The sequence below is a fragment of the Micromonospora pisi genome (assembly GCF_003633685.1).
GTDB classification, from domain to species: domain Bacteria; phylum Actinomycetota; class Actinomycetes; order Mycobacteriales; family Micromonosporaceae; genus Micromonospora_G; species Micromonospora_G pisi.
This window is the reverse complement of sequence record NZ_RBKT01000001.1, coordinates 3,511,451-3,535,516: the sequence shown is the minus strand read 5'-3', so window position 1 is coordinate 3,535,516 and position 24,066 is coordinate 3,511,451. Positions and strand designations below refer to the sequence as shown.

Here is a 24,066-nt window from a genome sequence, read left to right as displayed (position 1 = left end):
TGTCCTAACGTGCTGGTCATGACCGATGAACTCGCCGCCGAAGCCCGACGGCTGCGCACCGTCGAAGGCCTTTCCGTGGGCCAGATCCGGGCCCGCCTGGGCATCGGCAAGGACCGGCTGTACGAGCTGCTGCGCGGCGTCCCGGCCCCCGACTGGACGCGGCGCCCGAACGCCAAGGACGAGGTGCGCGCCCGCGCGCTGCGCCTGCGGGAGGAGGGCTGGTCGGTCACCGAGATCGCCACCGAACTCGACGTCGCCAAGTCGACCGCCTACCAGTGGGTCAAGCACCTGCCGCTCGACCCCGACTCGCCCCGGGCGCGGCGGCGCCAGGCACATTCGCGGCGAATGACCGACGCCCGTTGGGCGGAGCACCGCCGGGAGCGGGACGAGCGGCAGGCGGCGGTACACGCGGCGGAGGTGGATCGACTCGGCAGGTTGAGCGAACGCGAGCTGTTGCTGATCGGGGCCGCCATCTACTGGTGTGAGGGGAGCAAGTCGAAGCCTTGGCGGCGCAACGACCGTTTGACGTTCACCAACAGCGATCCGGGGCTGTTGGCGCTCTTTCTGCGTTTTCTCGACGCGTGCGGGGTTGACCGCCGGACGCCGAGCTACCGGCTCAGCATTCACGAGTCGGCGGATGTGGAGGCGGCGACGTCGTGGTGGATCGAGGTGCTCGGACTACCGGTCGACCGGGTGCGGGCACCTACGCTCAAGCGCCACCGGCCGACGACGAACCGCCGTAACACCGACGAGCTCTATCGCGGCTGCCTGGTGATTGACGTGCCAGGAAGCAGGGAACTCTACTGGAGGATCGAGGGCGTGAACCGGGCGTTGGCGGCCGAGGCGCTAAAGCGATTCGGCCAGGGGTCGGCCGAGGCGCTAGGCTGACACTGCTTTGCCTTCGGCCGTGGTGTAATTGGCAACACCCGGGTCTTTGGTACCCGTATTTCAGGTTCGAACCCTGGCGGCCGAGCTGTACCTCTAAGTCCGATTCGTTCGGTACGGGGGAACCCGGCGACCGGTCACCGGTGCGCGGTTAGCATGGGGCCGCAGACTGCCAACCGCTCTGACGGGAGCTTCTCGTGTCCCAGCCCCGCGTCCGCACCATCGTCGTTCTCGCCGCTGGCGAGGGCAAGCGGATGAAGTCGGCACTGCCCAAGGTCCTGCATCCCTTGCTCGGCCGTACCCTGCTCGGTCATGTGCTGGCGGCGGCCGCGCCGCTCGCCGCGGACCGCACCCTGGTCGTGGTCGGACACGGCGCCGAGCAGGTCACCGCGCACCTCGCCGAGTTGGCGCCCGACGCCAGTCCGGTCCTCCAGGCCGAGCAGCGTGGCACCGGCCACGCCGTACGCATGGCGCTCGACGCGGCACCCGACCAGACCGGCACCGTAATCGTGATCAACGGCGACGCGCCGCTGCTCCGGCCCGAGACCGTCGCCGCGCTGGTCGAGGCGCACGAGGCGGCGGGGGCCGCGGCGACCGTGCTCGCCGCCGAGGTCGCCGACCCGACCGGCCTGGGACGGATCGTCCGTGACGAGGCCGGACGGCTGGAGCAGATCGTCGAGGAGCGCGACGCGACCCCCGCCCAGCGCGCTCTCCGCGAGATCAACGCCGGTATCTACGCCTTTGACGTGTCCCGCCTGCGGGACACGCTCGGCAAGCTCTCCACCGACAACGACCAGGGCGAGGAGTACCTGACCGACGTCTTCGGCCTCCTGGTGGCGACGGGTGAGCCGGTGGTGGTGCACGTGGCGCCGGACGCCACCGAGACTCTCGGCTGCAACGACCGGGTCGAACTGGCCGGTCTCCGTACGCTGCTGCGCGACCGGGTGAACACCGGCTGGATGCGGGCCGGGGTGACGCTGCTCGATCCGGCGACCACCTGGATCGACGTCACCGTCACACTCGAGCGGGACGCGGTGGTGGACCAGAACACGCAACTGCGCGGGGCGACGACGGTGGCCGCCGGGGCGGTGGTCGGGCCGGACGTGACCCTGATCGACACCAGCGTCGGCCCCGACGCGACGGTACTGCGTAGCCACGCGGTCAGCGCGGAGATCGGTCCCCGGGCCAGCGTGGGGCCGTACGCCTACCTGCGTCCGGCCGCCCGACTTGCCGAACAGGCCAAGGTGGGTACGTTCGTAGAGGTGAAGAACTCCGAGGTCGGGGCCGGCGCGAAGGTGCCGCACCTGTCGTACGTGGGTGACGCCACCATCGGGGCCAGGGCCAACATCGGCGCGGCGACGATCTTCGTCAACTACGACGGGGTGGCCAAGCATCGCACCACGGTCGGCGAGGCGGCCTTCGTCGGCTGTGACACCACCCTGATGGCCCCGGTCGAGGTGGGCCCGGGGGCGTACGTGGCGGCGGGCAGCGCGATCGACAAGGACGTGCCGGCGGGGGCGCTCGGTGTGGCCCGGGGCCGGCAGCGCAACATCGAGGGTTGGGTGGCCCGACGGCGGGCTGGTACCCGCTCGGCGGAGGCCGCGGAACGCGCTCAGGAGCGGGTGGCGGGTGGCCGGGTCGGGGCGGCGGAGGACGCACCCTCGGGGGTCGGCGGCGCAAGCCAGGGTGAGGCAACCCACGTGACGACCGATGCGGGTGGCGTCGGTCCGGCCAAGGGAGATACTGCAACCGAATAGTCCCTGGTCCACTGCCGGGAACCACCGATTAACGGGAGCAGACGAGCCGATGGGCAGCATCGTCGCCGAAAACCGCAAGAGCCTGATGCTCTTCTCCGGGCGGGGCTTCCCGGAGTTGGCGAAGGAGATCGGCGAGGTACTGGGGGTGGCGCCGACGCCCTCCGACTCGTACGAGTTCGCCAACGGTGAGATCTTCGTACGGTTCAAGGAGTCGGTGCGTGGTTCGGACGCGTTTGTCGTCCAGTCCGTGACGCATGGCGTGAACCGCTGGGTGATGGAAACCCTGATCATGGTCGACGCGTTGAAGCGCGGTTCGGCGAAGCGGATCACGGTGGTGTTGCCGTTCTACCCGTACGCCCGGCAGGACAAGAAGCACCGGGGGCGGGAGCCGATCTCGGCCCGGCTGGTGGCGGACCTGCTGAAGACGGCGGGCGCGAACCGCATCCTCACGGTCGACCTGCACACGGCGCAGATCCAGGGGTTCTTCGACGGGCCGGTGGATCACCTGTTCGCGATGGACATCCTGGCCGAGTACGTCGAGCGCCAGTACGCCGGCCGGCCGATGACGGTGGTCGCACCGGACTCGGGGCGGGTCCGGGTGGCGGAGCGGTGGACCGACCGGCTGGGTGGTTGCCCGTTGGCGTTCATCCACAAGACCCGTGATCCGCTGAAGCCGAACCAGGTGGTGGCGAACCGGGTGGTCGGTGACGTGGAGGACCGGGTCTGCCTGGTCGTCGACGACATGATCGACACTGGCGGCACGATTCGTAAGGCCGCGGACATCCTGTACGACTCGGGTGCCTCGGATGTGATCGTCGCGTCGACTCACGCGTTGCTTTCCGATCCGGCGATCGAGCGGTTGAAGAACAGCCGGATCAGCGAGGTGATCGTGACCAATACGTTGCCGTTGCCGCCGGAGAAGCAGTTGGACAAGATCACGGTCTTGTCGATCGCGCCGCTGCTGGCGCGGGCGATCCGGGAGGTCTTCGACGACGGATCGGTGACGACGCTCTTCGGCGGACTGAGCTGAGGTCGTTTCTGGTGGGCGCTGGCCCCCGCGGAGCGGGGCCAGCGTGATTACCAGGGGTACCGGCTGAATGCTTCGTCGGACCTCGGGTAGAATAGTGCGGTTGCCACGGCGAGGGTGCCCAGCGGGCCGCTGATAGAAGCGCCGCACGGAGGGCCCGTCATCGACGCGGTGCTCCGGGGAGTGCTCTGCACGCAGAGCCCCAGCGAGCCCCTCGCCCCAGCACCGCCAGCCGACGTTCCGCCGTAGCGACGATATCAGGAGTTTCCCCGTGTCCGAGGTAAAGATCAGCGCCGAGCCCCGTACCGAGTTCGGCAAGGGTGGTGCCCGTCGTACCCGTCGGGCCGGCAAGGTGCCAGCCGTGCTGTATGGCCACGGCGAGGCCCCCAAGCACATCGCGCTTCCGGCGCGTGAGTTCGCCGCGGCGATCCGTCGTGGCGGCGCGAACCAGCTCTTCGCCATCGAGGTGAGCGACGGCACCCAGGCGCTCGCCCTGCCGAAGGCGATCCAGCGTGACCCGATCAAGGACACCTTCGAGCACATCGACCTGCTCCTGGTCCGCCGGGGCGAGAAGGTCACCGTCGACATCGCGGTGCAGCTCACGGGCGAGGCGGCCCGCGACACGCTGGTCATGCACGAGCACGACACCCTCTCGGTGAGTGCCGACGCGACCCGGCTGCCGGAGAGCATCGAGGTCTCGATCGAGGGCCTGGAGGCGGGCACGCAGATCACCGCCGGCGACGTGAAGCTGCCGCAGGGCGTGGAGCTGGTGGCGGACCCGGCCTCGGTGCTCGTGGTGATCACCGGTGCGCCGACCGCCGAGCAGCTCGAGGCCGAGGGCGCCGGGGTTGTCGAGGAGGCGCCGGCCGAGGAGGCCGAGGAGGCTGCCGAGGGCGAGGAAGCCGCCGAGGGCGAGACCGCCGAGGGTGCCGAGGGCGAGACCGCCGAGGCTTCGGCGCAAGCCTGATAGTTGTTGTGACGCAGGCGCCCCCGACCGGTTCGGGGGCGCCTGTTGGCATATCACTGGGCGTGTGGGGAGACGGGTGTGGCGGACGAGACCTTTCCGTGGCTGCTGGTCGGGCTCGGTAACCCCGGTCGGGAGTACGCCGGTAATCGGCACAATGTCGGGTTCATGGTCGTCGACCTGTTGGCCGCCCGGGTGGGGGGCAAGTTCGGCCGGCACAAGCGGACGGTGGCGGATGTCGCCGAGGGGCGGCTCGGGTTCGGTGGGCCGAAGCTGGTGCTGGTGAAGCCGCTGACGTACATGAATCTCTCTGGTGGTCCCGCGGCGGCGTTGGCCCAGTTCTACAAGGTGCCGCCGGCGCAGGTGATCGCGGTGCACGACGAGCTGGACATTCCGTACGGGCAGTTGCGGGTGAAGTGTGGTGGCGGCGAGGGTGGCCACAACGGGCTGCGTTCGATGTCGAAGTCGCTCGCGACGAAGGAGTACGTCCGGGTCCGGTTCGGGGTCGGCCGACCCCCGGGGCGGCAGGATCCGGCGGACTACGTGCTCTCGGATTTCTCCGCGGCCGAGCGCAAGGAGTTGGAGTTTCAGGTGGACCGGGCGGCCGACGCGGTGGAGTCGGTGATCCTGCGGGGGCTGGAGTGGACGCAAAACGCGTACCACGGCGCCTGATCTGGCCGGGCCGGCGGTAGGGTGCCGGCAGGGCCGGGGAGGCGGATTCCGTCGGTTGAGGAGGCGGTCAGTGATCGTTCGTGGTGCGGCGGTTCAGGCCGTCCCGACCCCTGGAGTCCGCTGATGGGCACCCCACCGGTGATCGACGGAGCGTTTGCCCGCTGGTTGGCGGCGCGGGCCGGGGACGCGTTGATGGAGCTGCGGGCCGAGATGGGGCACGCGGATCCGGGCGCGCTCAAGGCGGCGGGGGACAAGATCTCGCACGATCTGCTCCGTACCGAGTTGGCCCGTTGGCGGCCGGCGGACGCGGTGCTCTCGGAGGAGGACGAGGGGGCACGTCAGGCCTGGGCGACCGATCTGGGGCCGTCGGCGCCGCCGAGGTTCGCCGCCGACCGGGTGTGGATCGTCGATCCGTTGGACGGGACGCGGGAGTTCTCCGAGGAGGGGCGCTCCGACTGGGCGGTGCACGTGGCGCTCTGGGCACGTACGGCGGCGACCGCGCACGGGTTGGTCGGTGGGGCGGTGGCGCTGCCGGCGCAGCACCGGGTGCTCGGTACGGACCATCCGCCGGCGTACCCGCCGATGACGTTGCTGGCCGCGACGGCACCGGGGGGTCGGACGATCCGGTTGGCGGCGAGTCGGAGCCGGCCGCCGGCGTTCCTGACCGAGTTGGCCGACGAGGTTGGCGCGGAGTTGGTGCCGATGGGGTCGGCGGGGGCGAAGATCGCGGCGGTGATCAGTGGTGAGGTCGACGCGTACGTGCACGCCGGTGGCCAGTACGAGTGGGACTCGGCGGCTCCGGTGGCTGTGGCGACGGCCACTGGGCTGCACGCTTCCCGAATCGATGGTTCTGCGCTGAAATACAACGGGGCTGATCCCCGGTTGCCGGATCTGGTGGTATGTCGTAAAGATCTTGCTACCGGGTTGCTCGCAGCGTTGCGGAGGCACCTCCGGGTAGCCTAGGCCCGATATCGGGAGTTGACCGACCGGAAAGGTCTGGAATGCCCATGAGAAGCCGATGCAGCGGGCGCGCGAGATGAGCGGCACGGCGGCGTACCGGGTGTCGCATCTGGACGCCCTGGAGGCCGAGAGCATCTTCGTGATGCGTGAGGTGGTCGCCGAACTGGAACGGCCGGTCCTGCTCTTCTCTGGTGGCAAGGACTCGATCGTGATGCTCCGGTTGGCCCAGAAGGCGTTCGCTCCGGCCCGGATCCCGTTCCCGGTGATGCACGTCGACACCGGACACAACTTCGCCGAGGTGTTGGACTACCGGGACCAGCGGGTGGCCGAACTCGGCCTGCAACTTGTGGTCGCGAGCGTGCCCGAAGCCCTGGAAGCGGGTCTGGTCCGGGAGTCGGCGGACGGGATGCGTAACCGGATCCAGACGCCGGTGTTGCTGGCCGCGGTGGAGAAGTACCGGTTCGACGCGTTGTTCGGTGGGGCGCGGCGGGACGAGGAGAAGGCCCGGGCCAAGGAGCGGGTGTTCAGTTTCCGGGACGACTTCGGTCAGTGGGATCCGAAGAACCAGCGGCCGGAGCTGTGGTCGTTGTACAACGGTCGGCATCATCCGGGTGAGTCGATCCGGGTGTTCCCGTTGTCGAACTGGACCGAGCTGGATATCTGGCACTACATCGCCCGGGAGCGGTTGGCGCTGCCGTCGATCTACTACGCCCACGAGCGGTTGGTGGTCGAGCGGGACGGGATGCTGTACGCGGTGAACGAGTTCATCCGGCCGAGAGGCGCGGAGGAACCGTTCAAGGCGCAGGTGCGTTACCGCACGGTCGGCGACGCGTCGTGCACGGCGGCGGTCCGCTCCGACGCCGACACGGTGGAGCTGGTCATCGAGGAGGTCGCCGCGACCCGGATCACCGAGCGTGGGGCGACCCGGGGCGACGACCGGGTCAGCGAGGCCGCCATGGAAGACCGCAAACGGGAAGGCTACTTCTGATGAGCACGACCGCGTTTCCGGTGGCCGAGGGCGCGGCGCCCGAGGGGCGGGCGATGGACCTGTTACGGTTCGCCACCGCGGGCAGCGTCGACGACGGCAAGTCGACCCTGATCGGCCGGCTGCTCTACGACACGAAGTCGCTGTTCACCGACCAGTTGGCGGCGGTGGAGGCGGTGTCCGCGGCCCGTGGCGACGAATACACCAACCTGGCGTTGCTGACCGACGGACTACGGGCCGAGCGTGAGCAGGGCATCACGATCGACGTGGCGCACCGGTACTTCGCCACCCCGAGGCGGAAGTTCATCATCGCCGACACCCCCGGGCACATCCAGTACACCCGGAACATGGTCACCGGCGCCTCCACCGCCGACCTGGCCCTGATCCTGGTCGACGCCAGAAAAGGACTCGTCGAACAGTCCCGGCGACACGCGTTCCTCTGCTCCCTGTTACGGGTGCCGCACCTGGTCCTCTGCGTGAACAAGATGGACCTGGTCGACTGGTCGCAGGACGTGTTCGAGCGAATCTCCGACGAGTTCACCGCGTTCGCCGCGAAACTCGAGGTACCGGACCTGACCGTGGTGCCGATCTCCGCCCTGCACGGCGACAACATCGTCACCCGCTCCGAACACACCCCCTGGTACGAGGGCCCGTCGCTGCTGCACCACCTCGAACGGGTACACATCGCCTCGGACCGGAACCTGGTCGACGTACGTTTCCCGGTGCAGTACGTGATCCGACCGCAGTCGACCACGGTCACCGACTACCGGGGCTACGCCGGACAGGTCGCCTCCGGCGTACTCAAGCCCGGCGACGAGGTCATGGTGCTCCCGTCCGGATTCACCTCCCGCATCGCCGGCATCGAGACCGCGGACGGCCCGGTCGCCGAGGCGTTCCCACCGATGTCGGTCACGGTCCGGCTGACCGACGAGATCGACATCTCCCGGGGCGACCTGATCTGCCGGCCGAACAACGCCCCAGCGGTCGCCCAGGACATCGAAGCCATGATCTGCTGGATGGACGAGAGCCAACCACTGCGCCCCGGCGGCAAGTACGCCATCAAGCACACCACCCGGTCGGCCCGGACGGTCGTACGCGGACTGCACTACCGACTCGACGTGAACTCGCTGCACCGCGACGAGACCGCCACCGAACTCGGACTCAACGAGATCGGCCGCGTCCGCCTGCGTACGACCGTCCCGCTCCTCGCCGACGAGTACCGGCGCAACCGCACCACCGGCGGTTTCATCCTGATCGACGAAACCACCAACCGTACGGTCGCCGCCGGAATGATCGTCGACACCAACTGACCCACGTTAAGAAGGGCCCCTTCCTATACGAGAAACGATAGGAGGGGGCCCTTCCTTACCCCTCAGGGGAGGCGGTGGGCGCCGGGGGTGGGGAGCACCGGCCATGAGTGCGGGGCGGTGAAGCCCCGCTCGGCGTACGCGTCCGCGACGGCGGTCGCGACCGCCTCCACCCGCTCGGTGTCGACCAGGGCCAGTACGCAGCCGCCGAAGCCGCCGCCGGTCATCCGGGCGCCGTACGCCCCGGCGGCGAGCGCCGCCTCGACCGCGACGTCCACCTCCGCCACCGTGATCTCGAAGTCGTCCCGCATGGAGACGTGCGAGGCGGTCAGGAGCGGGCCGATCTCGCGTACCCGACCGGCGCGCAGCAGCTCGACCGTGTCCAACACCCGCTGGTTCTCGGTGACGATGTGCCGTACCCGCCGCTGGATCATCGGGTCGTCGAGCCGGGCCAGGGCGGCGTCCAGTTCGTCGATTGGCACGTCCCGCAGCGCCGGTACGCCGAGCGAGCGCGCCCCCTCCTCGCACGCCGCGCGGCGGGCCCGGTACTCGCCGGTCACGTGCTGGTGCGGCGCACGGCTGTCCACCACCAGGATGGTCAGTCCGGCCGAGTCGAGGTCGAACGGGATCTGCTCGACCGCGAGGGTGCGGCAGTCGAGGAAGAGCGCGTGCCCGCCCTGGCAACGGATCGACGCCGACTGGTCCATGATCCCGGAGGGGATGCCGACGTAGCGGTTCTCCGCCCGTTGCGCCAGCCCGGGCCGGTCGTCCACCGGCAGGTCCAGTCCGCCGAGGTCGGCCAGGGCGGTGAGCACCGCCGACTCCAGCGCGGCGGAGGAGGAGAGACCGGCCCCGAGCGGTACGTCGGAGGCGATCGCCATCCGCGCCCCCGGTACGTCGAACCCGGCGTCGCGCAGTGCCCAGACGGTGCCGGCGACGTACGCGCCCCAGCCCTTGACCCGTCCCGGCTCGCTGACGTCGTCGAGGTCGAATTCGATCCGCTCGCCGGACTGCTCCGACCAGACCGTCCAGCCTGGTTCGCCCGTGCCGGTGGCGGCGACCACGGTCTGCTGCGGCAGGGCGAACGGCAGCACGAAGCCGTCGTTGTAGTCGGTGTGCTCCCCGATCAGGTTCACCCGGCCCGGGGCGGCCCAACGGCCGGCGGGTGGCTCACCGTACTCGGAGATGTAGCCGGCGGTGGCGCGGGCGGGGATGTCCGCGGTGCCGCTGGGCTGGTCGGGCTGGCTCATTCGGTTTTCTCCGGAAGGATGTGTTGGCGGTAGAAGCTCCAGGCGTCGCCGACCATCTCGGCGAGGGTGGGCTTGGCCGGCACCCAGCCGAGTTCGGTCCGGGCCCGGTCCGAGGAGGCGACCAGTTCGGCCGGGTCACCCTCGCGGCGCGGTGCCATCTCCACCGGCAGCGGGTGGCCGGTCACCTCGCGGACCACCTCGACCACCTGCCGGTTGGAGAACCCGTTGCCGTTGCCCAGGTTGTAGATCCGGTGCTCGCCCGGGGTCGCCGCGCCGAGCGCGAGCAGGTGGGCGCGGGCCAGGTCCTCGATGTGGATGTAGTCGCGTACGCAGGTGCCGTCGGCGGTCGGGTAGTCGTCGCCGAAGAGCTGCAGCTTCTCCCGGCGGCCGGCGGCGACCTCCAACGCGATCGGGATCAGGTGGCTCTCCGGGTCGTGCCGCTCGCCGAGCTGCCGTTCGGGGCGGATGTACGCGCCGGCGACGTTGAAGTAGCGCAGCGAGACGGCGCCGAGCCGGTGGGCGATCGCCTCGGAGGTGAGGGCCATGTCGACCGCGAGCTTGGTGGCGCCGTACGTGTTGGTCGGGGCCTTGACCGCGTTCTCGGTGATCGGCAGCTCGGTCGGGTTGCCGTAGACGGCGGCGGTGGAGGAGAAGACGAACCGGGGTACGCCAGCGGCCCGTACCGCGTCGATCAGCGCGAGCGAGCCGACGGTGTTGTTCTCCCAGTAGATCTCCGGCCGGGTCATCGACTCACCGGCGGCGATCAGCGCCGCGAAGTGCAGCACCCCGTCAAAGCCGGCGTCCGGGGTGAGCACCTGGGCGGCGTCGTGAATCCGGGCCTGGACGAAGGTCGCCTCCGGGGCGAGCGCCTCGACGTGGCCGGTACGCAGGTCGTCCAGGACGACCACCTGGTGTCCGGCGTCGATCAGGAGCCGGGTGACGATGCTGCCGATGTAGCCTGCGCCACCAGTGACGAGCAGTTTCACGTGGTTGCCCTCCCTGCCTGGGCCCGCCGGGGTGTGTGCGCCGCGCACGCGAGGACCCCGGGGGGCGTGCGGGACAGATTACGGGCGTCTCCGGAGCCGGGTGACGTTGACGCTGCCCCACCACGTTCAATCATTATCCAACAGAGTCGAACATGCCATGTCTGGGCCGCCATCTCACCACCTTGCCCTCAGAGGGTGTCTACCATCACTGACATGCGGGTATCCGGCAGTACCGGGCCCCGGCGCAGACCGCCGGGGCGTCCTACTCGACAACCCGGCCCGGTCGCCCGTGGGCTGGCCCGGGTGGTCGTACGCGCGGCCGACGCCGCCACCCGTCTGGTCACCGCCATGCTCGGCGCGAGCCCGACCTCCGGACGGGAGCGGATCAGCGAGTCCGAACTGCGTGACCTGGTGGCCGCGAACACCGTGCTCGACCCGGTGGAGCGCCGGATCATCGACGAGGTGCTGGTGGCCGGCGCGAGCCTGGTACGCGAGGTGATGGTGCCCCGTACCGACGTGGTGTTCCTCAACGCCCGCCTCACCCTCGACGAGGCGGGCCAGCTGGTCCGGGCGGAAACCCACACCCGCTACCCGGTGGTCGACCTGCCGCACGACGACGTGATCGGTTTCGTGCACCTGCGCGACGTGCTGCTCCGGCCCCAGCACGACGGCCGGGCCACCATCCGGGACCTGACCCGGGAGGTCAAGCAGTTGCCCGGAAGCAAGCGGGTGCTCGCCGCGCTGACCGAGATGCGCCGGGAGCGGCAGCACCTCGCCGTGGTGGTGGACGAGTACGGCGGCACCGCCGGCATCGTCACCCTGGAGGACCTGATCGAGGAGCTGGTCGGCGAGATCCACGACGAGTACGACGCCGCCCCCGAACCGGTCGGCGCCGGGCTGCCGGCGGTGGTCGACGGCCGGCTCAACCTGGCCGACTTCGCCGACCGGGCCGGGTTCGCCCTGCCCGACGGCCCGTACGAGACCGTCGGCGGGTTCGTGATGGCCGCGCTCGGCCGGGTGCCGGCACCCGGCGACGAGGTCCGGGTACCCGCCGATCCGACCGGTTCGGGAGGCCCGGTCCGGCCGCCGGAGGACGAGCCCGCGCCGGTCGACGCGGGCGCCGACGGCGGCCAGGACACCGACGACCCGGACCGGGGCGGGTACGACGCCGGCTGGGTGCTGCGGGTGCTCGCGCTGGACGGCCGCCGGGTGGCCCGGATCGGCATCTCCCTGGCCCACCTGCCCGAGCAGCGGCGGGCGTTCCGCCTGCCCGAGCCGCCCCCGTCCGCCTAGCGCTGTCTCACCGGATCTGGAGCTTGCGCCAGGTCGAGCCGTCCGCCGAGTACGCCGCCCAGCCGTTGCTGAACAGCTGGTACGCGACGTAACCCGCGTCGGTACGGGCGAGTCCGCCGACCGTCGGCAGGGTTCCGCCGGCTCGGCGGAACGTGGCGCCCCGGTCGGCGCTGACGTACCAGCGGTTGTCCGCCCCGGCCACCAGCAGCCGGCCGTCGAGCAGCGGCACCAGGTCACCGGCGAGACGCTCCGGCCCGCCGACCGGTGGGCCGGCCGAGGTCGGATCGAAGGTCCGCCCCGCGTCGGTCGAGTGGAAGAACCGGCGGATCGTGCCGTCAAGGTCGGACACGACCGCGTACGCCTGGTTGCCGAGTACCGCCACCCGCACCCTCGCCTGGCCCTCGGCCGGTCCGAGCAAGGTCTCCGTCCAGCTTCCGCCCCCGTCCCGGCTGACCGCCGCGACCGGTCGACCGTCGCGTGTCCCGCCGACCCACCAGGCCCCGTCGCCGGTGCTGTCCGACGCCACCCAGCAGGCGGTGATCCCGTCGATGTCGGCGCTGCCGAGGTCGGCGGGGCCCGTGGGCCGCCAGATCGAGACGGTGCCGTCGCAGCCGTCGCCTCCCGGGGTGGCCGGCTGGCGGTACAGCCGGTCGCCGGGCTGTGGCGGGGTCGGCTTGGCCCGGCCACCGACCCGCCAGGTACGGCCACCGTCGGCGGAGAGGTAGGTCGTCTCCCCGGTGACCGCCAGCCGCCCGTCGGCAAAGGCGAGCAGGCCCAGCCCGGTACGTCCCCGGGTCGCACCGGGGAGCTCGGTGATCTGCCAGCTGAGGCCGCCGTCCCCGGTCCGGGCCACGCTCGCCGGGCATGCCGCGCCGTCGACGCACTCGGCGAGCAGGTAGCCGTGGTCGGGGTCGGTGAACTCGATGTCGGTGATCGTGCCCGGTACGTCGACGACCGGCCCGTCGAGCCCGTTGACGGTGATTCCGGCGTCGCTGTAGATCGGGCCCGGGGTGGGGGTCCCGGCGACCGGTGGCGGCGGGGCCGGATCGCCGCCGCCGGCCCAGGGCCGTACCAGGAGGGTGAGGGTGACCGCCACGGCGGTCAGGGCTCCGGTGGTGGCGTGCCGGGACCGGCGTCGGCGACGCCGAGCCCGGTGCTGGATCCGGTCCAGCGGGGGCTGCTCGATCCGGTCCAGCAGTTCGGTCCGGCCGTGCGCCAGTTGTTCGTCGAGCCGGGTGGGACAGGTGGGCTCAGGCATGGGTCACCTCGGTGCTGCCGGTGTCGGTGGCGGGTCGGGAGGAGCCGGTGTCGGCGGCGGGTCGGCGTGGGCCGGCGCCGGCGGCCCGGGCCGAGGCGGGGTCGGTGAGGTCGGCCGGCTCCGCACCGTCGCGGTAGTCGCCGAGCCGGGCGGCGAGTGCCACCCGCCCCCGGTGCAGTCGCGACTTGACCGTCCCGACCGCCACGCCGAGCACCTGGGCGACCTCGTCCACCGGCAGGTCGGCGAAGTAGTGCAGTACCAACACCTCGCGGTAGCCGACCGGAAGCTCGGCGAGTGCCTCGCGCAGGTCGGCCCGTTCCGGTCCGGGGGCCGCCTCGACCAGCCGGAGTACGGGTCGGTCGCGGCGGAGGATGGTGTCCAGCAGTTGCCGGCGACGCCACCGGCGGCGGACCACGTTGATCGCGACCGTACGCAGCCACGCCTCGGGGTTGTCGATGTCGGTCAGTCCGCGTGGTCGGGCCAGCGCCCGGGCGAACGCCTCCTGCACCACGTCCTGCGCCTCGGCGAGATCGAGGGTGAACGCGTAGACCTGGGTGACCAGGCGTCGGTAGCAGCCGTGGTACAGCTCGCCGATCGCCCTGTCCGCCGAGGTCCCGCCCCGGCCGTGCTGGTCTGGCACCCGATTGCCGCCCTTCCGGTCCTCAGGGTACGAGTCCCCACCCGTCGTCCGGGTTCCCGAGCGAATCGGTGGCCGGCGGGACTTGGCACAGGCCCGTCATGACGTGGGTCCGGGGTTGCTGTCAGAATTGCCGGCATGTCCGACGTTCCTGCCCGACCCCGGGTGCTCTCCGGCATCCAGCCGACCGCCGACTCCTTCCACCTGGGCAACTACCTGGGCGCGGTCCGCAACTGGGTCGCGATGCAGGAGACGCACGACGCGTTCTACTGCGTGGTCGACCTGCACGCGATCACCGCCGGGCACGATCCGGTGGTGCTGCGTCAGCGGACCCGGGTGGCGGCGGCCCAGTTGCTCGCGGTCGGGCTGGACCCGGAGCGGTGCACCCTGTTCGTGCAGTCGCAGGTGCCGGAGCACGCCCAGTTGGCCTGGGTGCTGAGCTGCATCACCGGGTTCGGTGAGGCCAGCCGGATGACCCAGTTCAAGGACAAGTCCGCCAAGCAGGGCGCGGACCGGTCCAGCGTCGGGCTCTTCACCTATCCGATCCTGCAGGCCGCGGACATCCTGCTCTACCAGGCGGACGCGGTTCCGGTCGGTGAGGACCAGCGGCAGCACCTGGAGCTGACCCGGGATCTGGCGCAGCGGTTCAACACCCTCTTCGGAGCCACCTTCACCGTCCCGGCGCCGTACATCGTGCGGGACACCGCCAAGATCGTCGACCTGCAGGACCCGAGCGCGAAGATGTCCAAGTCGGCGTCGTCGCCGGCTGGTCTGATCGAGCTGCTGGACGACCCGGCCCGGTCGGCGAAGAAGATCAGGTCGGCGGTCACCGACACCGGTCGGGAGGTCACCTTCGACCAGGCCGCCAAGCCCGGCGTCTCGAACCTGCTCACCATCTACGCGGCGCTCACCGCCCGCAGCATCGACGAGCTGGTCGAGGCGTACGAGGGCAAGGGGTACGGGGACCTGAAGAAGGACCTGGCCGCGGTGGTGACCGAGTTCGTCACGCCGATCCAGGAACGGACCCGGGCGTACCTCGACGATCCGGCACAGCTGGACAAGCTGCTGGCGATCGGCGCGGAGAAGGCCCGGGCGGTCGCCTCGACCACCCTGGCTGCGGCGTACGACCGGATCGGCTTCCTGCCCGCGGCCCGGCGTGACTAGTCGGCGGGCCGGCACTACTGGCCTGCGGTCGGGCAGCACCGGCCGTGGGCGGCGGGTCGCCGGCCGGCGGTCCGGCGGGATCCGACCGGGGACGAACCGGCGAGGATGAGGGGCGGCCGGCGTCCGTCGCCGGCGGCGTGGGAGCGGAGCATGGTTCGTACGGACGGGTCGCAGCAGACCGAGAGCAGCCCGACCCGGATCGGGGTCGCGGTGGACATCCCGGAACCGTGGGGTGGGTTGCTCACCCGGCGTCGGGCCGAGGCGGGTGACCCGCAGGCGGCGTACGTGCCCGCGCACCTGACCCTGCTCGGGCCGACCGAGATCGCCCCGGAGTACCTGCCGGCGGTGGAGGCCCACCTGGAGAAGGTGGCCGCCGACCATCCGCCGTACACCCTGCACCTGCGGGGAACGGGCACGTTCCGGCCGATCACGGAGGTGGTCTTCGTGGCGGTGGCGGCGGGGATCAGCGAGTGCGAACTGTTGGCCGAGGCCATCAACGCCGCGCCCGGCCTGCGCCGGGAGACCCGGTTTCCGTACCACCCGCACGTGACGGTGGCGCACGACGTCGACCCGACTGCGCTGGACCGGGTGTACGAGGACCTGGCGGGTTTCGAGGCGCGCATCGAGGTGGCCGGGTTCACCCTCTTCTCGCACAGTGGTGAGGCGCGTTGGCAGCCGCGTCGGGACTATCTGCTGGGCGGTTGAGCCGGGTTTCGTACGCCGTGCCTGGGTGCCCGCGCGTGGTCGGCGCGCCGAATCGGCGCGGATCGGCGAGGATGACGGCGTGAACCTCCTGGATCGGGTGGTGGGACGCGCCGAGCGGCGGGTGCGGGTCTGGCGTGGCCGGTCGCCGGTGTTCGACCATTTCTGCCGGGCGGTCGGGCGTTACGTCGAGGTGTTGGGCGGGCGGCTCGCCGCCGGCATCGCGTACTACGGGTTCTTCGCGGTGTTCGCGCTCGGCCTGGTGGCGTACTGGATCTTCGGTGCGGTGCTGGGCGAGAGCCAGCGGGTCAACGAGGGAACCGCGCACTTCTTCCGGCAGAACCTGCCGTTCCTGGATCCGGAGCAGATCCAGCAGGGGTCCCGGCGGGTCGGCATCATCGGCCTGGTCCTGCTGGTGATCACGGGCATCGGTTGGGTGGAGGCGATCCGGTCCTCGCAGCGCCTTGTCTACCGGCTCAACCAGCAGCCCGGGTACGTGGTGATCCGGCAGCTGATCGACCTGGTGGTGGTGCTCGGTGTGTTCCTGCTGCTGGGTATCTCGGTTGGTGCGGTGGACACGCTCCAGTCGCTGCTGAGGCTGGCCATCGGCTCGCATTCGGTGCTGGTCTCGATCACCAGTTGGGTGTTGGCGCTGGTGATCAACGTGGTGTTGGCGACGGCGCTGATGCTGGCGGTGCCCCGGCTGCGGATCACTCCGCGTCGGCTCTTCTCGCCGGTGTTGCTGGTGGCGCTCGGCGTGACCCTGCTGAACTCGGTCGGTCGCTACTACGTGATCCGGTTCGAGCGGAACCTGGCGTACACGGCGGTGGCCGGCACCGTCGGCCTGCTGGTCTATCTCTATCTGTTGAACCAGTTGCTGCTCTTCGGTGCCGCGCTGGCGGCGACGAGCCACCGGGGACGGGTGATCGACCTGGCGGCCGACGACCCGCCCGCGCCGGGTCCGCCACGGGTGGGCGAGCCGCGCTGACGCGGCCGGAGGTTGGCTCCCATCGCCGCCTGCCAATACGCGCAGTGAAGTTGTCGCAGCCTCTTGTGACGAAGATCGACTTGGTGGCATGCTGGCGTCGTGCCCGTGAAGATCATGTAGCTGGTCAGACGGCTTTCGTCGACCGGTTCGCGATCCGGGTCACCGCTGGGCCCCCGGCGGTCGTCGCTGCCTGAGCTGAGGCGACCGCCGGGCCGACGGTCCGACCAAGGTGGCAACTTGGGGCAATTAGGGCAAATGCTGACGAGCCGCCCAGTATGCGGCCCATGATTATTCCGTGGGCGCACTAGTGACGCTGGAACTGCCGGACGGGTCCCCGATCCATGACCTGCCGTGGATCATCACGTTCGGCCCCCTCGGCGACGACGACGAGTGGGAGCCGGTGGTCTGCGGACCGTACGAGCGGCCCCAGGCGCTGGCCCTGGCCGAGTCGGTGGTGGCGGACGAGGAGCTGATGGCGGTGGTCGAACCGTTGCTGCCCCGGCTGAGCGCCGACGAGATCCGTGGTGAGATCGCCGCCTCGCGGATAGCCGCGGAGGACGACGCGGTCCAGGCCGAGGATGCCGACCTCTACGGCGACTACGAGGACATGCTCGACGAGGAGACGGGTCTGGAGAGCGTGCACCAGCACGCCGAACCACGGCCCGCGCCGACCCCGGAGGAACTGCGGGCGAGCATGGCCCGGATCGCCGACAAGCTGAGCAACCTCAGCGGCTGAGCCGGTCGTCGGCGGGCGGCCCGGGAGCGACGCCGGTGCCCCGGACGACACTCCCGGGGCACCGGCGGCACCATCGCACCCCCCACCACAAGGGGTCATCAGCCCCAGTCGCCCGTCGGCGCGGGGCACAACGGACGACCAGGTTAGGGCTGGGGTACCCGGTCCCCGGCGGTTCGAACCCGAGGTTGCGTGGCTTCGAGCAGTGTCCGTACGCCGTCGAGGTAGGTTGCGTGGTCCGGCCCGCCGGTCAGTACGCGTTGGAGGAAGTAGCCGGGGATCAGGCCGAACAGTGCGGCACCGGTGGCCTCGGGATCGGTGTGCGGCGGTAGCTCACCGATGTCGCGGGCGCGCTCGGCGATGACCGCGAACTGGCCGCGGAAGCGGGTGTATTTCTCCGCGACGAACTCGGCCAGGGCGGGATCGCGCAGCGACTCGGCCCAGACCTGGATGGCGATCCGGAGCACGCCGTCCGGGCCGGTCTGCGTGTCGACGAAGGCCAGCGCGCGGTCGAGCGCCTCGTCCAGGGACAGCGGTGGGTCGTGCTGGGCTATCTCGACGAAGACCTGGTCCGCGCTGCCGATCACGGATTCGGCGATCGAGGTGATCAGCTCGTTCTTGCTCTTGAAGTAGCGGTAGACCGCGCCGACGGAGAGGTCCGCCTCGGTGATCACGTCCTGCATCGAGGTGTTGTGGAAGCCGTTGCGCAGGAAGCAGCGCCGTGCGGCGTCGAGGATCTGCTGACGGCGGGCGGCGAGGTGTTCGTCGGAGACGCGGGGCATGGGGCAAATATAAAACGAGCATTCGTTCTTGACGACGATACAGGGCGATGGGACGCTGATTTTAAGAGAACGAATGCTCGTTTTAAGGAGAGGGAGATGGTCCAGTCACCCCGCCGTACCGGATCACCGATCGTCGTCGCCATGCTCGCCGCCGCCGCCGTGGTGGTCCTGCAGGCGCTGCTCGTACCCCTGTTCGCGGCCCCGGCGGCGCACCTGACGCCGCGCGACCTGCCGATCGCGGTCGCCGGGCCGGCGACCGCGGCCGAGGCGCTCGTGGCCCGGCTGGCCGCGGCCCAGCCCGGCGCCTTCGACCCGCGCACCCTGACCGATCCGGCCGAGGCCGACCGGGCGTTACGCGACCGCGAGGTGTACGGCGCCTTTGTCGTCGGCCCGGACGGGATCACCCTGCACACCGCCAGCGGGGCCAGTCCCACGGTCACCGCCCTGCTCACCGAGGTGGCGCGGGCCGCAGGTGGTCCGGTCCGGGTGGTCGACGTAGTGCCGGCCGACCCGGACGACCCGCGCGGCACCGGCTTCGCGGCCGGATTCCTGCCGCTCGGGATGGTCGGCATGCTGGCCGGAGTGCTGCTCGCGCTGCTCGTCGCTAGCCGGGTTGCCCGTCTGGTCGGGCTACTCGCCTTCGGTGTGCTGGCCGGCCTCGCCGGTGCCGCCGTGCTCCAGGGATGGCTCGGCGTACTGTCCGGTGGCTACCTGGCGAACGCCGCCGCGATCGGCCTGTTCGCGCTCGCCGTGTCGGCGACCATGACCGGGCTCGCCGCGCTGTTCGGCCGCCCCGGGATCGCGCTCGGCGCGGTGACGATCTTCCTGGTCGGCAACTCGCTTGGTGCGGTGGCCACCGCACCCGAACTACTACCCCGGCCGTGGGGCGCCGTCGGCCAGTGGCTGCCGGTCGGGGCCGGTGCCGACCTGCTCCGCTCGACCGCCTTCTTCGACGGGGCCGGGGCGACCGCGCCGCTGGCGATCCTGGCCGGGTACGCGGTGGTCGGCCTGTCGTTCGTGTCTATCGGACGGGCTGTCATCGCGATCACCGAACGCATTCCGGCGAATACTGACAAGAGCCGAATACTCTCGACCTCGGTGGGTTGAGAAATTGTTATTAACGCGGAACTTGGCCAACCGTTCCGGCTTAGTCACCCAGCGGCACTGCCCTGAGCAGGGAAAACTCCCCTTAAGGGACGTTTAAGTAGTTGTGGTCGGTGGTGTACCAGCACCGAGAGTGATCTCGACCACGAGAGGGTTACGTGAGGGTAACAGCCACTCAACAGTCGGGCACGATTGTCGGCCGGTGGGTGGGCGCGGGCGTACGCTCCCGTCCTAACGTGGGACGCCGGGTGCAGGGTGCAGGCCGGCGAAGGGCTGCCACCGCGAGTCGGTGCGCATGGGGAAGGAGACGTCTTGCGCTCAGTGCGTGGGATGCGGTTCGTTTCGGTATTCGCGGTAGGCGGGCTCGCGCTGGGCATGGCCGCCTGCGGCGAGGCGCCGAGCGAGAGTGGCGGCACTGGTACCGCCGCCAAGAAGTACAACGCGTGCATGGTGACCGACGTCGGTGGTATCGACGACAAGTCGTTCAACACCTCCGCCTGGAAGGGCCTCCAGGAGGCCAAGGCGGCGGACCCCAACATTGAGATCAAGTACGTCGCCTCAAAGGCCGAGGCCGACTACGAGCCGAACCTGACCCAGTACGTCAACCAGGACTGCGACTTCATCCTCGCGGTCGGTGGGCTGATGGGTGACGCCACCTCGAAGATCGCGAAGGCGCACCCGGACCAGCAGTTCGGCATCGTGGACGCGAAGCTGCCGGAGAGCAACATCTACCCGATGCAGTTCGACACCGCGCAGGCCGCCTTCCTGGCCGGCTACCTCGCCGCGGGCATGACCAAGACTGGCAAGGTCGGCACCTACGGCGGCATGAAGATCCCGCCGGTGACCATCTTCATGGACGGCTTCGCCGACGGCGTGGCGCAGTACAACAAGGTCAAGGGCAAGTCGGTCCAGGTGCTCGGCTGGAACAAGGCCACCCAGGACGGGTCGTTCACCAACGACTTCGTCAAGCAGGACGAGGGCAAGAAGGTCAGCGACACCCTCGTCGCCCAGGGCGCCGACATCGTCATGCCGGTTGCCGGTGGCGCCGGTCAGGGCACCACCGCCGCCGCGCAGGCGTCGGCCGGCAAGTTCAACGCGATCTGGGTCGACGTCGACGGTTGCGAGAGCACCCAGAACTGCCCGGCTCTGATCACCACCGTGGTCAAGAACATCCCGGACACCGTGCGGGACGCCGTGGAGAAGGCGGCCAAGGGCGAGAAGCTCGCGCACGACCCGGGCTTCACCGGCACCCTCGCCAACAACGGTGTCGAGCTGGCCCCGTACCACGACTTCGACAGCAAGGTTCCGGCCGAGCTGAAGGCCGAGGTCGACAAGCTCAAGGCGGACATCGCCGCGGGCACCGTCACCGTCACCTCCCCGGCCCAGCCGAAGTGACGCCGGACCGGCCGCCGAAGGTGGGAACATCACCTCCGGCGGCCGGTTCGTCAGCACACAGCAACGCCCCGGCCGCTCCGGTGCCCGCGGTTCTCCCGCTGGACACCGGAGCGGCCGTATAAGGCTTCGGCCGGAACGCTCCTGATCAAGCGTTCAGGCCGGCGCCGTACCATGCTCGACCGTTGGCCGAACGGGCCGACAGCGCTGACCCGTTCACCCTCCCGCCCCGTCGCGGTGGCGGCTAGGCTGCACCATCGCCCGCACTCCAGGAGGTTGCGCTGAGACTCGAACTGCGCGGCATCACCAAGCGGTTCGGTGAGCTGGTCGCCAACGACCACATCGATCTGACGGTTGAGCCAGGAGAGATCCACGCGTTGCTCGGCGAGAACGGCGCGGGCAAGTCCACTCTGATGAACGTGCTGTACGGCCTGATCCAGCCCGACGAGGGCGAGATCCTGGTCGACGGCGCCCCACTGCGGATCAAGGGCCCGGCGGACGCCATCGGTGCCGGGATCGGCATGGTGCACCAGCACTTCATGTTGGTGCCGGTCTTCACCGTCACCGAGAACGTCATGCTCGGTGCCGAGCAGGTCCGGGGCGGCCTCGCGGGCTGGCTCGACCGGCGGCGCGCCCGCCGCGAGGTGGCCGAGGTCTCCGCCCGCTACAACCTCCAGGTCGACCCGGACGCGGTGATCGAGGACCTGCCGGTCGGTGTGCAGCAGCGCGTCGAGATCGTCAAGGCGCTCACCCGCGACGTCGACCTGCTGATCCTGGACGAGCCGACCGCGGTGCTCACCCCGCAGGAGACCGACGAACTGCTCGCCGTCATGCGGGCGCTCAAGGCCGCCGGCAAGTCGATCGTGTTCATCACGCACAAGCTGAAGGAAGTCAAGGCGATCGCCGACCGGATCACCGTCATCCGGCGTGGCAAGACCGTCGGTACGGCGAGTCCGCAGGCGAGCGAGGACGAACTCGCCGCCCAGATGGTCGGCCGTACGGTCAGCCTGGTCGTGGAGAAGGAACCGGCCGCGCCGGGCGAACCGGTCCTGGAGATCGAGGGGCTGGTCGTCGACGACGACCGCGCCTACCGGGCGGTGAACGGCATCGACCTGACCGTCCGTGCCGGTGAGGTGCTCGGCATCGCCGGGGTGCAGGGCAACGGCCAGACCGAGCTGGTCGAGGCGATCATGGGGCTACGGCCGACGCTGGCCGGCTCGGTGAGCCTCGCCGGCCAGCGGATCGACGGCTGGTCGACCAAGAAGGTGCTGCGCGCCGGGGTCGGCTACGTGCCCGAGGACCGCAGCGTCGACGGGTTGGTCAAGGAGTTCAGCGTCGCCGAGAACCTGGTGCTGGACATCTACGACCAGCCGCCGTTCGGCACCGGCCTGCGACTGCGGCCCGAGGAGATCGCCCGCTCCGCCGAGGAACGGATCACCCAGTTCGACGTCCGTACGCCGAGCGCCGACGCGCCCGTCGGGACGCTCTCCGGCGGTAACCAGCAGAAGGTCATCGTGGCCCGGGAACTGTCCCGGCCGCTGAAGCTCTTTGTCGCCTCGCAACCGACCCGGGGTGTCGACGTCGGCTCGATCGAGTTCATCCACCAGCGGATCGTGCGTGAACGGGACATCGGCACCGCCGTACTCCTGATCTCCAGCGAACTGGACGAGGTCATCGGCCTGGCCGACCGGATTGCCGTGATGTACCGCGGCCGGGTCCTCGGCATCGTCGGACCGGACACCCCGCGCGAGGAGATCGGTCTGCTGATGGCCGGGATCACCGACGAGGCGGGGGTCCCGACTCCCGGTAGCACCCCAAGCGACGAGGAAACGGCATGAGCGAGCGGAGCGAGGCGGCGGCATGAGCGAGTTCGATGGTGCTGCCGCGTCGCCGGACAAGGACCCGGCGGAGCAGTCGCGGGCCGCGCGGTCCGCGGCCGCGAACGCGGATCCACCCACCCCGGGTACGGGTGGCGAGCCGGCCACCCCGCCCGGACGTGGCCCGCTCCTGCTCCGCAGTTTCCTGCAGAACCTCTGGGCGGCGAACACCGTCACGGTGACGATCCTGGCGATCGTGCTGGCGACGGTGATCGGCGCGATCCTGATCATCATCTCCGACCCGGAGGTGCTGCACACCTACAGCTACATCACCGCCCGACCGCAGGACGCGCTGAACTCCAGCTGGGCAGTGGTCAGCGAGGCGTACGCCAACCTGTTCAAGGGCGCCGTGGTCGACCCGGCAGCCGTACAGGGCTGGATCAACGGCACGAACGGCTGGGAGCTGGTCTTCGCGCCGATCTCCGAGACGCTCACGTACACCGCGCCGCTGGTCTTCACCGGTCTGGCGGTGGCGCTGGCGTTCCGCGGCGGGCTGTTCAACATCGGCGCCCAGGGGCAGGCCACGCTCGGCGTGATCCTGGCCGCGCTGGCCGGCTTCCTGATTCCGCTGCCACCAGTGATCCACGTGATCGTGGCGCTGCTCGCCGGGGCGCTCGGTGGCGCGATCTGGGGTTTCATCCCGGGCTTCCTCAAGGCGCGCACCGGCGCCCACGAGGTGATCAACACGATCATGCTCAACTACGTGGCGGTCTACCTGCTCTCCTGGGTGATCCTGCAGAAGGTCGTGCACGACCCGGACCGGACCGACGCGATCAGCCGCCCGGTCGACGGCTCGGCGCAACTGCCCCGGCTGCTCGGCGGCGACCTGCGGGTGCACGCCGGCATCCTGCTCGCGTTGCTGGCCACCTGGGCGGTGGCCTGGCTGCTCAACCGCTCCACGTTCGGCTTCGAACTGCGTGCGGTGGGAGCCAACCCGGACGCCGCCCGGACCGCCGGGATCAGCGTCACCAAGACGTACGTGCTGCTCATGGTGATCTCCGGAGCGCTCGCCGGACTCGGCGGGTCGAACATGGTGGTCGGTACCACGGCCAGCGCGCTCACCCCGCTGGTGGTGGCGCAGATCGGCTTCGACGGCATCCTGGTCGCCCTGCTCGGCCGGGTCAAACCCTGGGGCGTGCTGCTCGCCGCGCTGCTCTTCGGCGCGTTGCAGGCCGGCGGCAACCGGATGCAGTCGTACGCCGGGATCTCCCTGGAACTGGTGACCGTGTTGCAGGCGTTGATCGTCATCTTCATCGCCGCACCCGCCCTGATTAAGGCGATCTTCCAGCTCCGCGCCGCGCGGGCCGCGAGATTGCAGACGAGCCTGGCGAAGGGCTGGTAGC

General features: G+C 70.2%; 22 protein-coding genes and 1 tRNA gene. 18 read left to right on the top strand and 5 right to left on the bottom strand.

What is annotated here, in order from left to right; genetic code table 11:
* Positions 1 to 18 precede the first annotated feature (18 nt).
* The 9 genes from BDK92_RS14730 (at position 19) to BDK92_RS14690 (ending at position 8,560) form a co-directional block, all read left to right on the top strand.
* The gene (locus tag BDK92_RS14730; protein WP_121162135.1) at positions 19 to 888 is read left to right on the top strand and encodes a helix-turn-helix domain-containing protein; all 870 of its coding nucleotides are present in this window, start codon (positions 19 to 21) and stop codon (positions 886 to 888) included.
* A 13-nt stretch (positions 889 to 901) separates the two neighbouring features.
* Positions 902 to 973 (top strand) — tRNA-Gln (locus tag BDK92_RS14725).
* 109 nt (positions 974 to 1,082) lie between these two features.
* On the top strand, positions 1,083 to 2,642 hold the full coding sequence (glmU, locus tag BDK92_RS14720; protein ID WP_121157235.1) for a bifunctional UDP-N-acetylglucosamine diphosphorylase/glucosamine-1-phosphate N-acetyltransferase GlmU: 1,560 nt from the start codon (positions 1,083 to 1,085) through the stop codon (positions 2,640 to 2,642).
* 49 nt (positions 2,643 to 2,691) lie between these two features.
* Complete coding sequence (locus tag BDK92_RS14715) at positions 2,692 to 3,672, top strand: ribose-phosphate diphosphokinase (protein ID WP_121157234.1); 981 nt, start codon at positions 2,692 to 2,694, stop codon at positions 3,670 to 3,672.
* Between the two features lie 268 nt (positions 3,673 to 3,940).
* Positions 3,941 to 4,636: a 50S ribosomal protein L25/general stress protein Ctc gene (locus tag BDK92_RS14710; RefSeq protein ID WP_121157233.1), complete on the top strand. Its 696-nt coding sequence runs from the start codon at positions 3,941 to 3,943 to the stop codon at positions 4,634 to 4,636.
* A gap of 78 nt (positions 4,637 to 4,714) precedes the next feature.
* Positions 4,715 to 5,305 (top strand): aminoacyl-tRNA hydrolase, encoded by a 591-nt coding sequence (gene pth / locus BDK92_RS14705; protein WP_121157232.1) that lies wholly within the window; start codon positions 4,715 to 4,717, stop codon positions 5,303 to 5,305.
* Between the two features lie 123 nt (positions 5,306 to 5,428).
* Positions 5,429 to 6,268 carry a 3'(2'),5'-bisphosphate nucleotidase CysQ gene (locus BDK92_RS14700; RefSeq protein ID WP_121157231.1) on the top strand — a complete coding sequence of 280 codons (840 nt, stop codon included), beginning with the start codon at positions 5,429 to 5,431 and terminating at the stop codon, positions 6,266 to 6,268.
* A 73-nt stretch (positions 6,269 to 6,341) separates the two neighbouring features.
* A complete protein-coding gene (cysD, locus tag BDK92_RS14695) occupies positions 6,342 to 7,253 on the top strand; it encodes a sulfate adenylyltransferase subunit CysD (RefSeq protein WP_121162133.1) in 912 nt (303 codons plus the stop codon).
* Positions 7,253 to 8,560 carry a sulfate adenylyltransferase subunit 1 gene (locus BDK92_RS14690; RefSeq protein WP_121157230.1) on the top strand — a complete coding sequence of 436 codons (1,308 nt, stop codon included), beginning with the start codon at positions 7,253 to 7,255 and terminating at the stop codon, positions 8,558 to 8,560. The genes cysD and BDK92_RS14690 overlap by 1 nt, the downstream gene beginning before the upstream one ends.
* A 62-nt stretch (positions 8,561 to 8,622) precedes the next feature.
* Here the strand turns inward: BDK92_RS14690 and galK are convergent, their stop codons facing one another.
* Both galK and galE read right to left on the bottom strand, forming a co-directional pair.
* Positions 8,623 to 9,807 carry a galactokinase gene (galK, locus tag BDK92_RS14685; protein ID WP_121157229.1) on the bottom strand — a complete coding sequence of 395 codons (1,185 nt, stop codon included), beginning with the start codon at positions 9,805 to 9,807 and terminating at the stop codon, positions 8,623 to 8,625.
* A complete protein-coding gene (galE, locus tag BDK92_RS14680) occupies positions 9,804 to 10,793 on the bottom strand; it encodes a UDP-glucose 4-epimerase GalE (RefSeq protein ID WP_121157228.1) in 990 nt (329 codons plus the stop codon). The genes galK and galE overlap by 4 nt, the downstream gene beginning before the upstream one ends.
* Positions 10,794 to 11,006: 213 nt before the next feature.
* On the opposite strand from galE, the gene BDK92_RS14675 reads away from it, so the two are divergent.
* On the top strand, positions 11,007 to 12,086 hold the full coding sequence (locus tag BDK92_RS14675; protein ID WP_121157227.1) for a hemolysin family protein: 1,080 nt from the start codon (positions 11,007 to 11,009) through the stop codon (positions 12,084 to 12,086).
* A gap of 7 nt (positions 12,087 to 12,093) precedes the next feature.
* Here BDK92_RS14675 and BDK92_RS14670 read toward each other — a convergent pair whose 3' ends face one another.
* Together BDK92_RS14670 and BDK92_RS14665 are read right to left on the bottom strand one after the other, a co-directional pair.
* A complete protein-coding gene (locus tag BDK92_RS14670; protein WP_121157226.1) occupies positions 12,094 to 13,344 on the bottom strand; it encodes a hypothetical protein in 1,251 nt (416 codons plus the stop codon).
* Positions 13,337 to 13,984 (bottom strand): RNA polymerase sigma factor, encoded by a 648-nt coding sequence (locus BDK92_RS14665; protein WP_211349230.1) that lies wholly within the window; start codon positions 13,982 to 13,984, stop codon positions 13,337 to 13,339. Before BDK92_RS14665 ends, BDK92_RS14670 begins: the two co-directional genes overlap by 8 nt.
* Before the next feature lie 135 nt (positions 13,985 to 14,119).
* Between BDK92_RS14665 and trpS the strand changes: the two genes are divergently transcribed.
* The 4 genes from trpS (at position 14,120) to BDK92_RS14645 (ending at position 17,571) form a co-directional block, all read left to right on the top strand.
* Complete coding sequence (gene trpS, locus BDK92_RS14660; RefSeq protein WP_121157225.1) at positions 14,120 to 15,145, top strand: tryptophan--tRNA ligase; 1,026 nt, start codon at positions 14,120 to 14,122, stop codon at positions 15,143 to 15,145.
* Positions 15,146 to 15,295: 150 nt separating this feature from the next.
* Complete coding sequence (locus tag BDK92_RS14655) at positions 15,296 to 15,850, top strand: 2'-5' RNA ligase family protein (protein ID WP_121157224.1); 555 nt, start codon at positions 15,296 to 15,298, stop codon at positions 15,848 to 15,850.
* A 79-nt stretch (positions 15,851 to 15,929) separates the two neighbouring features.
* Positions 15,930 to 16,835, top strand: a complete 906-nt coding sequence (locus BDK92_RS14650; RefSeq protein WP_121162131.1) for a YihY/virulence factor BrkB family protein — start codon at positions 15,930 to 15,932, stop codon at positions 16,833 to 16,835.
* Positions 16,836 to 17,130: 295 nt separating this feature from the next.
* Positions 17,131 to 17,571, top strand: coding sequence for a hypothetical protein (locus BDK92_RS14645; protein ID WP_121157223.1), 441 nt, complete (start codon positions 17,131 to 17,133; stop codon positions 17,569 to 17,571).
* A 143-nt stretch (positions 17,572 to 17,714) separates the two neighbouring features.
* Here the strand turns inward: BDK92_RS14645 and BDK92_RS14640 are convergent, their stop codons facing one another.
* Positions 17,715 to 18,350: a TetR/AcrR family transcriptional regulator gene (locus BDK92_RS14640; protein ID WP_121157222.1), complete on the bottom strand. Its 636-nt coding sequence runs from the start codon at positions 18,348 to 18,350 to the stop codon at positions 17,715 to 17,717.
* Positions 18,351 to 18,446: 96 nt separating this feature from the next.
* On the opposite strand from BDK92_RS14640, the gene BDK92_RS14635 reads away from it, so the two are divergent.
* The 4 genes from BDK92_RS14635 (at position 18,447) to BDK92_RS14620 (ending at position 24,065) form a co-directional block, all read left to right on the top strand.
* Positions 18,447 to 19,457: a hypothetical protein gene (locus tag BDK92_RS14635; protein WP_211349228.1), complete on the top strand. Its 1,011-nt coding sequence runs from the start codon at positions 18,447 to 18,449 to the stop codon at positions 19,455 to 19,457.
* 327 nt (positions 19,458 to 19,784) lie between these two features.
* Positions 19,785 to 20,849, top strand: a complete 1,065-nt coding sequence (locus BDK92_RS14630) for a BMP family lipoprotein (RefSeq protein WP_121157221.1) — start codon at positions 19,785 to 19,787, stop codon at positions 20,847 to 20,849.
* Between the two features lie 278 nt (positions 20,850 to 21,127).
* On the top strand, positions 21,128 to 22,684 hold the full coding sequence (locus tag BDK92_RS14625; protein ID WP_121157220.1) for an ABC transporter ATP-binding protein: 1,557 nt from the start codon (positions 21,128 to 21,130) through the stop codon (positions 22,682 to 22,684).
* A gap of 22 nt (positions 22,685 to 22,706) precedes the next feature.
* On the top strand, positions 22,707 to 24,065 hold the full coding sequence (locus tag BDK92_RS14620; protein ID WP_121157219.1) for an ABC transporter permease: 1,359 nt from the start codon (positions 22,707 to 22,709) through the stop codon (positions 24,063 to 24,065).
* Position 24,066 lies beyond the last annotated feature (1 nt).

Coding starts and splice junctions, on each gene's coding strand:
- galK (WP_121157229.1), bottom strand. CDS start 9,807: ATGAGCCAGCCCGACCAGCCCAGCGGCACCGCGGACATCCCCGCCCGC.
- BDK92_RS14675 (WP_121157227.1), top strand. CDS start 11,007: ATGCGGGTATCCGGCAGTACCGGGCCCCGGCGCAGACCGCCGGGGCGT.
- BDK92_RS14630 (WP_121157221.1), top strand. CDS start 19,785: ATGCGGTTCGTTTCGGTATTCGCGGTAGGCGGGCTCGCGCTGGGCATG.
- cysD (WP_121162133.1), top strand. CDS start 6,342: ATGAGCGGCACGGCGGCGTACCGGGTGTCGCATCTGGACGCCCTGGAG.
- BDK92_RS14640 (WP_121157222.1), bottom strand. CDS start 18,350: ATGCCCCGCGTCTCCGACGAACACCTCGCCGCCCGCCGTCAGCAGATC.
- BDK92_RS14635 (WP_211349228.1), top strand. CDS start 18,447: ATGGTCCAGTCACCCCGCCGTACCGGATCACCGATCGTCGTCGCCATG.
- BDK92_RS14730 (WP_121162135.1), top strand. CDS start 19: ATGACCGATGAACTCGCCGCCGAAGCCCGACGGCTGCGCACCGTCGAA.
- BDK92_RS14670 (WP_121157226.1), bottom strand. CDS start 13,344: ATGCCTGAGCCCACCTGTCCCACCCGGCTCGACGAACAACTGGCGCAC.
- BDK92_RS14620 (WP_121157219.1), top strand. CDS start 22,707: ATGAGCGAGTTCGATGGTGCTGCCGCGTCGCCGGACAAGGACCCGGCG.
- BDK92_RS14690 (WP_121157230.1), top strand. CDS start 7,253: ATGAGCACGACCGCGTTTCCGGTGGCCGAGGGCGCGGCGCCCGAGGGG.
- trpS (WP_121157225.1), top strand. CDS start 14,120: ATGTCCGACGTTCCTGCCCGACCCCGGGTGCTCTCCGGCATCCAGCCG.
- BDK92_RS14655 (WP_121157224.1), top strand. CDS start 15,296: ATGGTTCGTACGGACGGGTCGCAGCAGACCGAGAGCAGCCCGACCCGG.
- BDK92_RS14700 (WP_121157231.1), top strand. CDS start 5,429: ATGGGCACCCCACCGGTGATCGACGGAGCGTTTGCCCGCTGGTTGGCG.
- BDK92_RS14715 (WP_121157234.1), top strand. CDS start 2,692: ATGGGCAGCATCGTCGCCGAAAACCGCAAGAGCCTGATGCTCTTCTCC.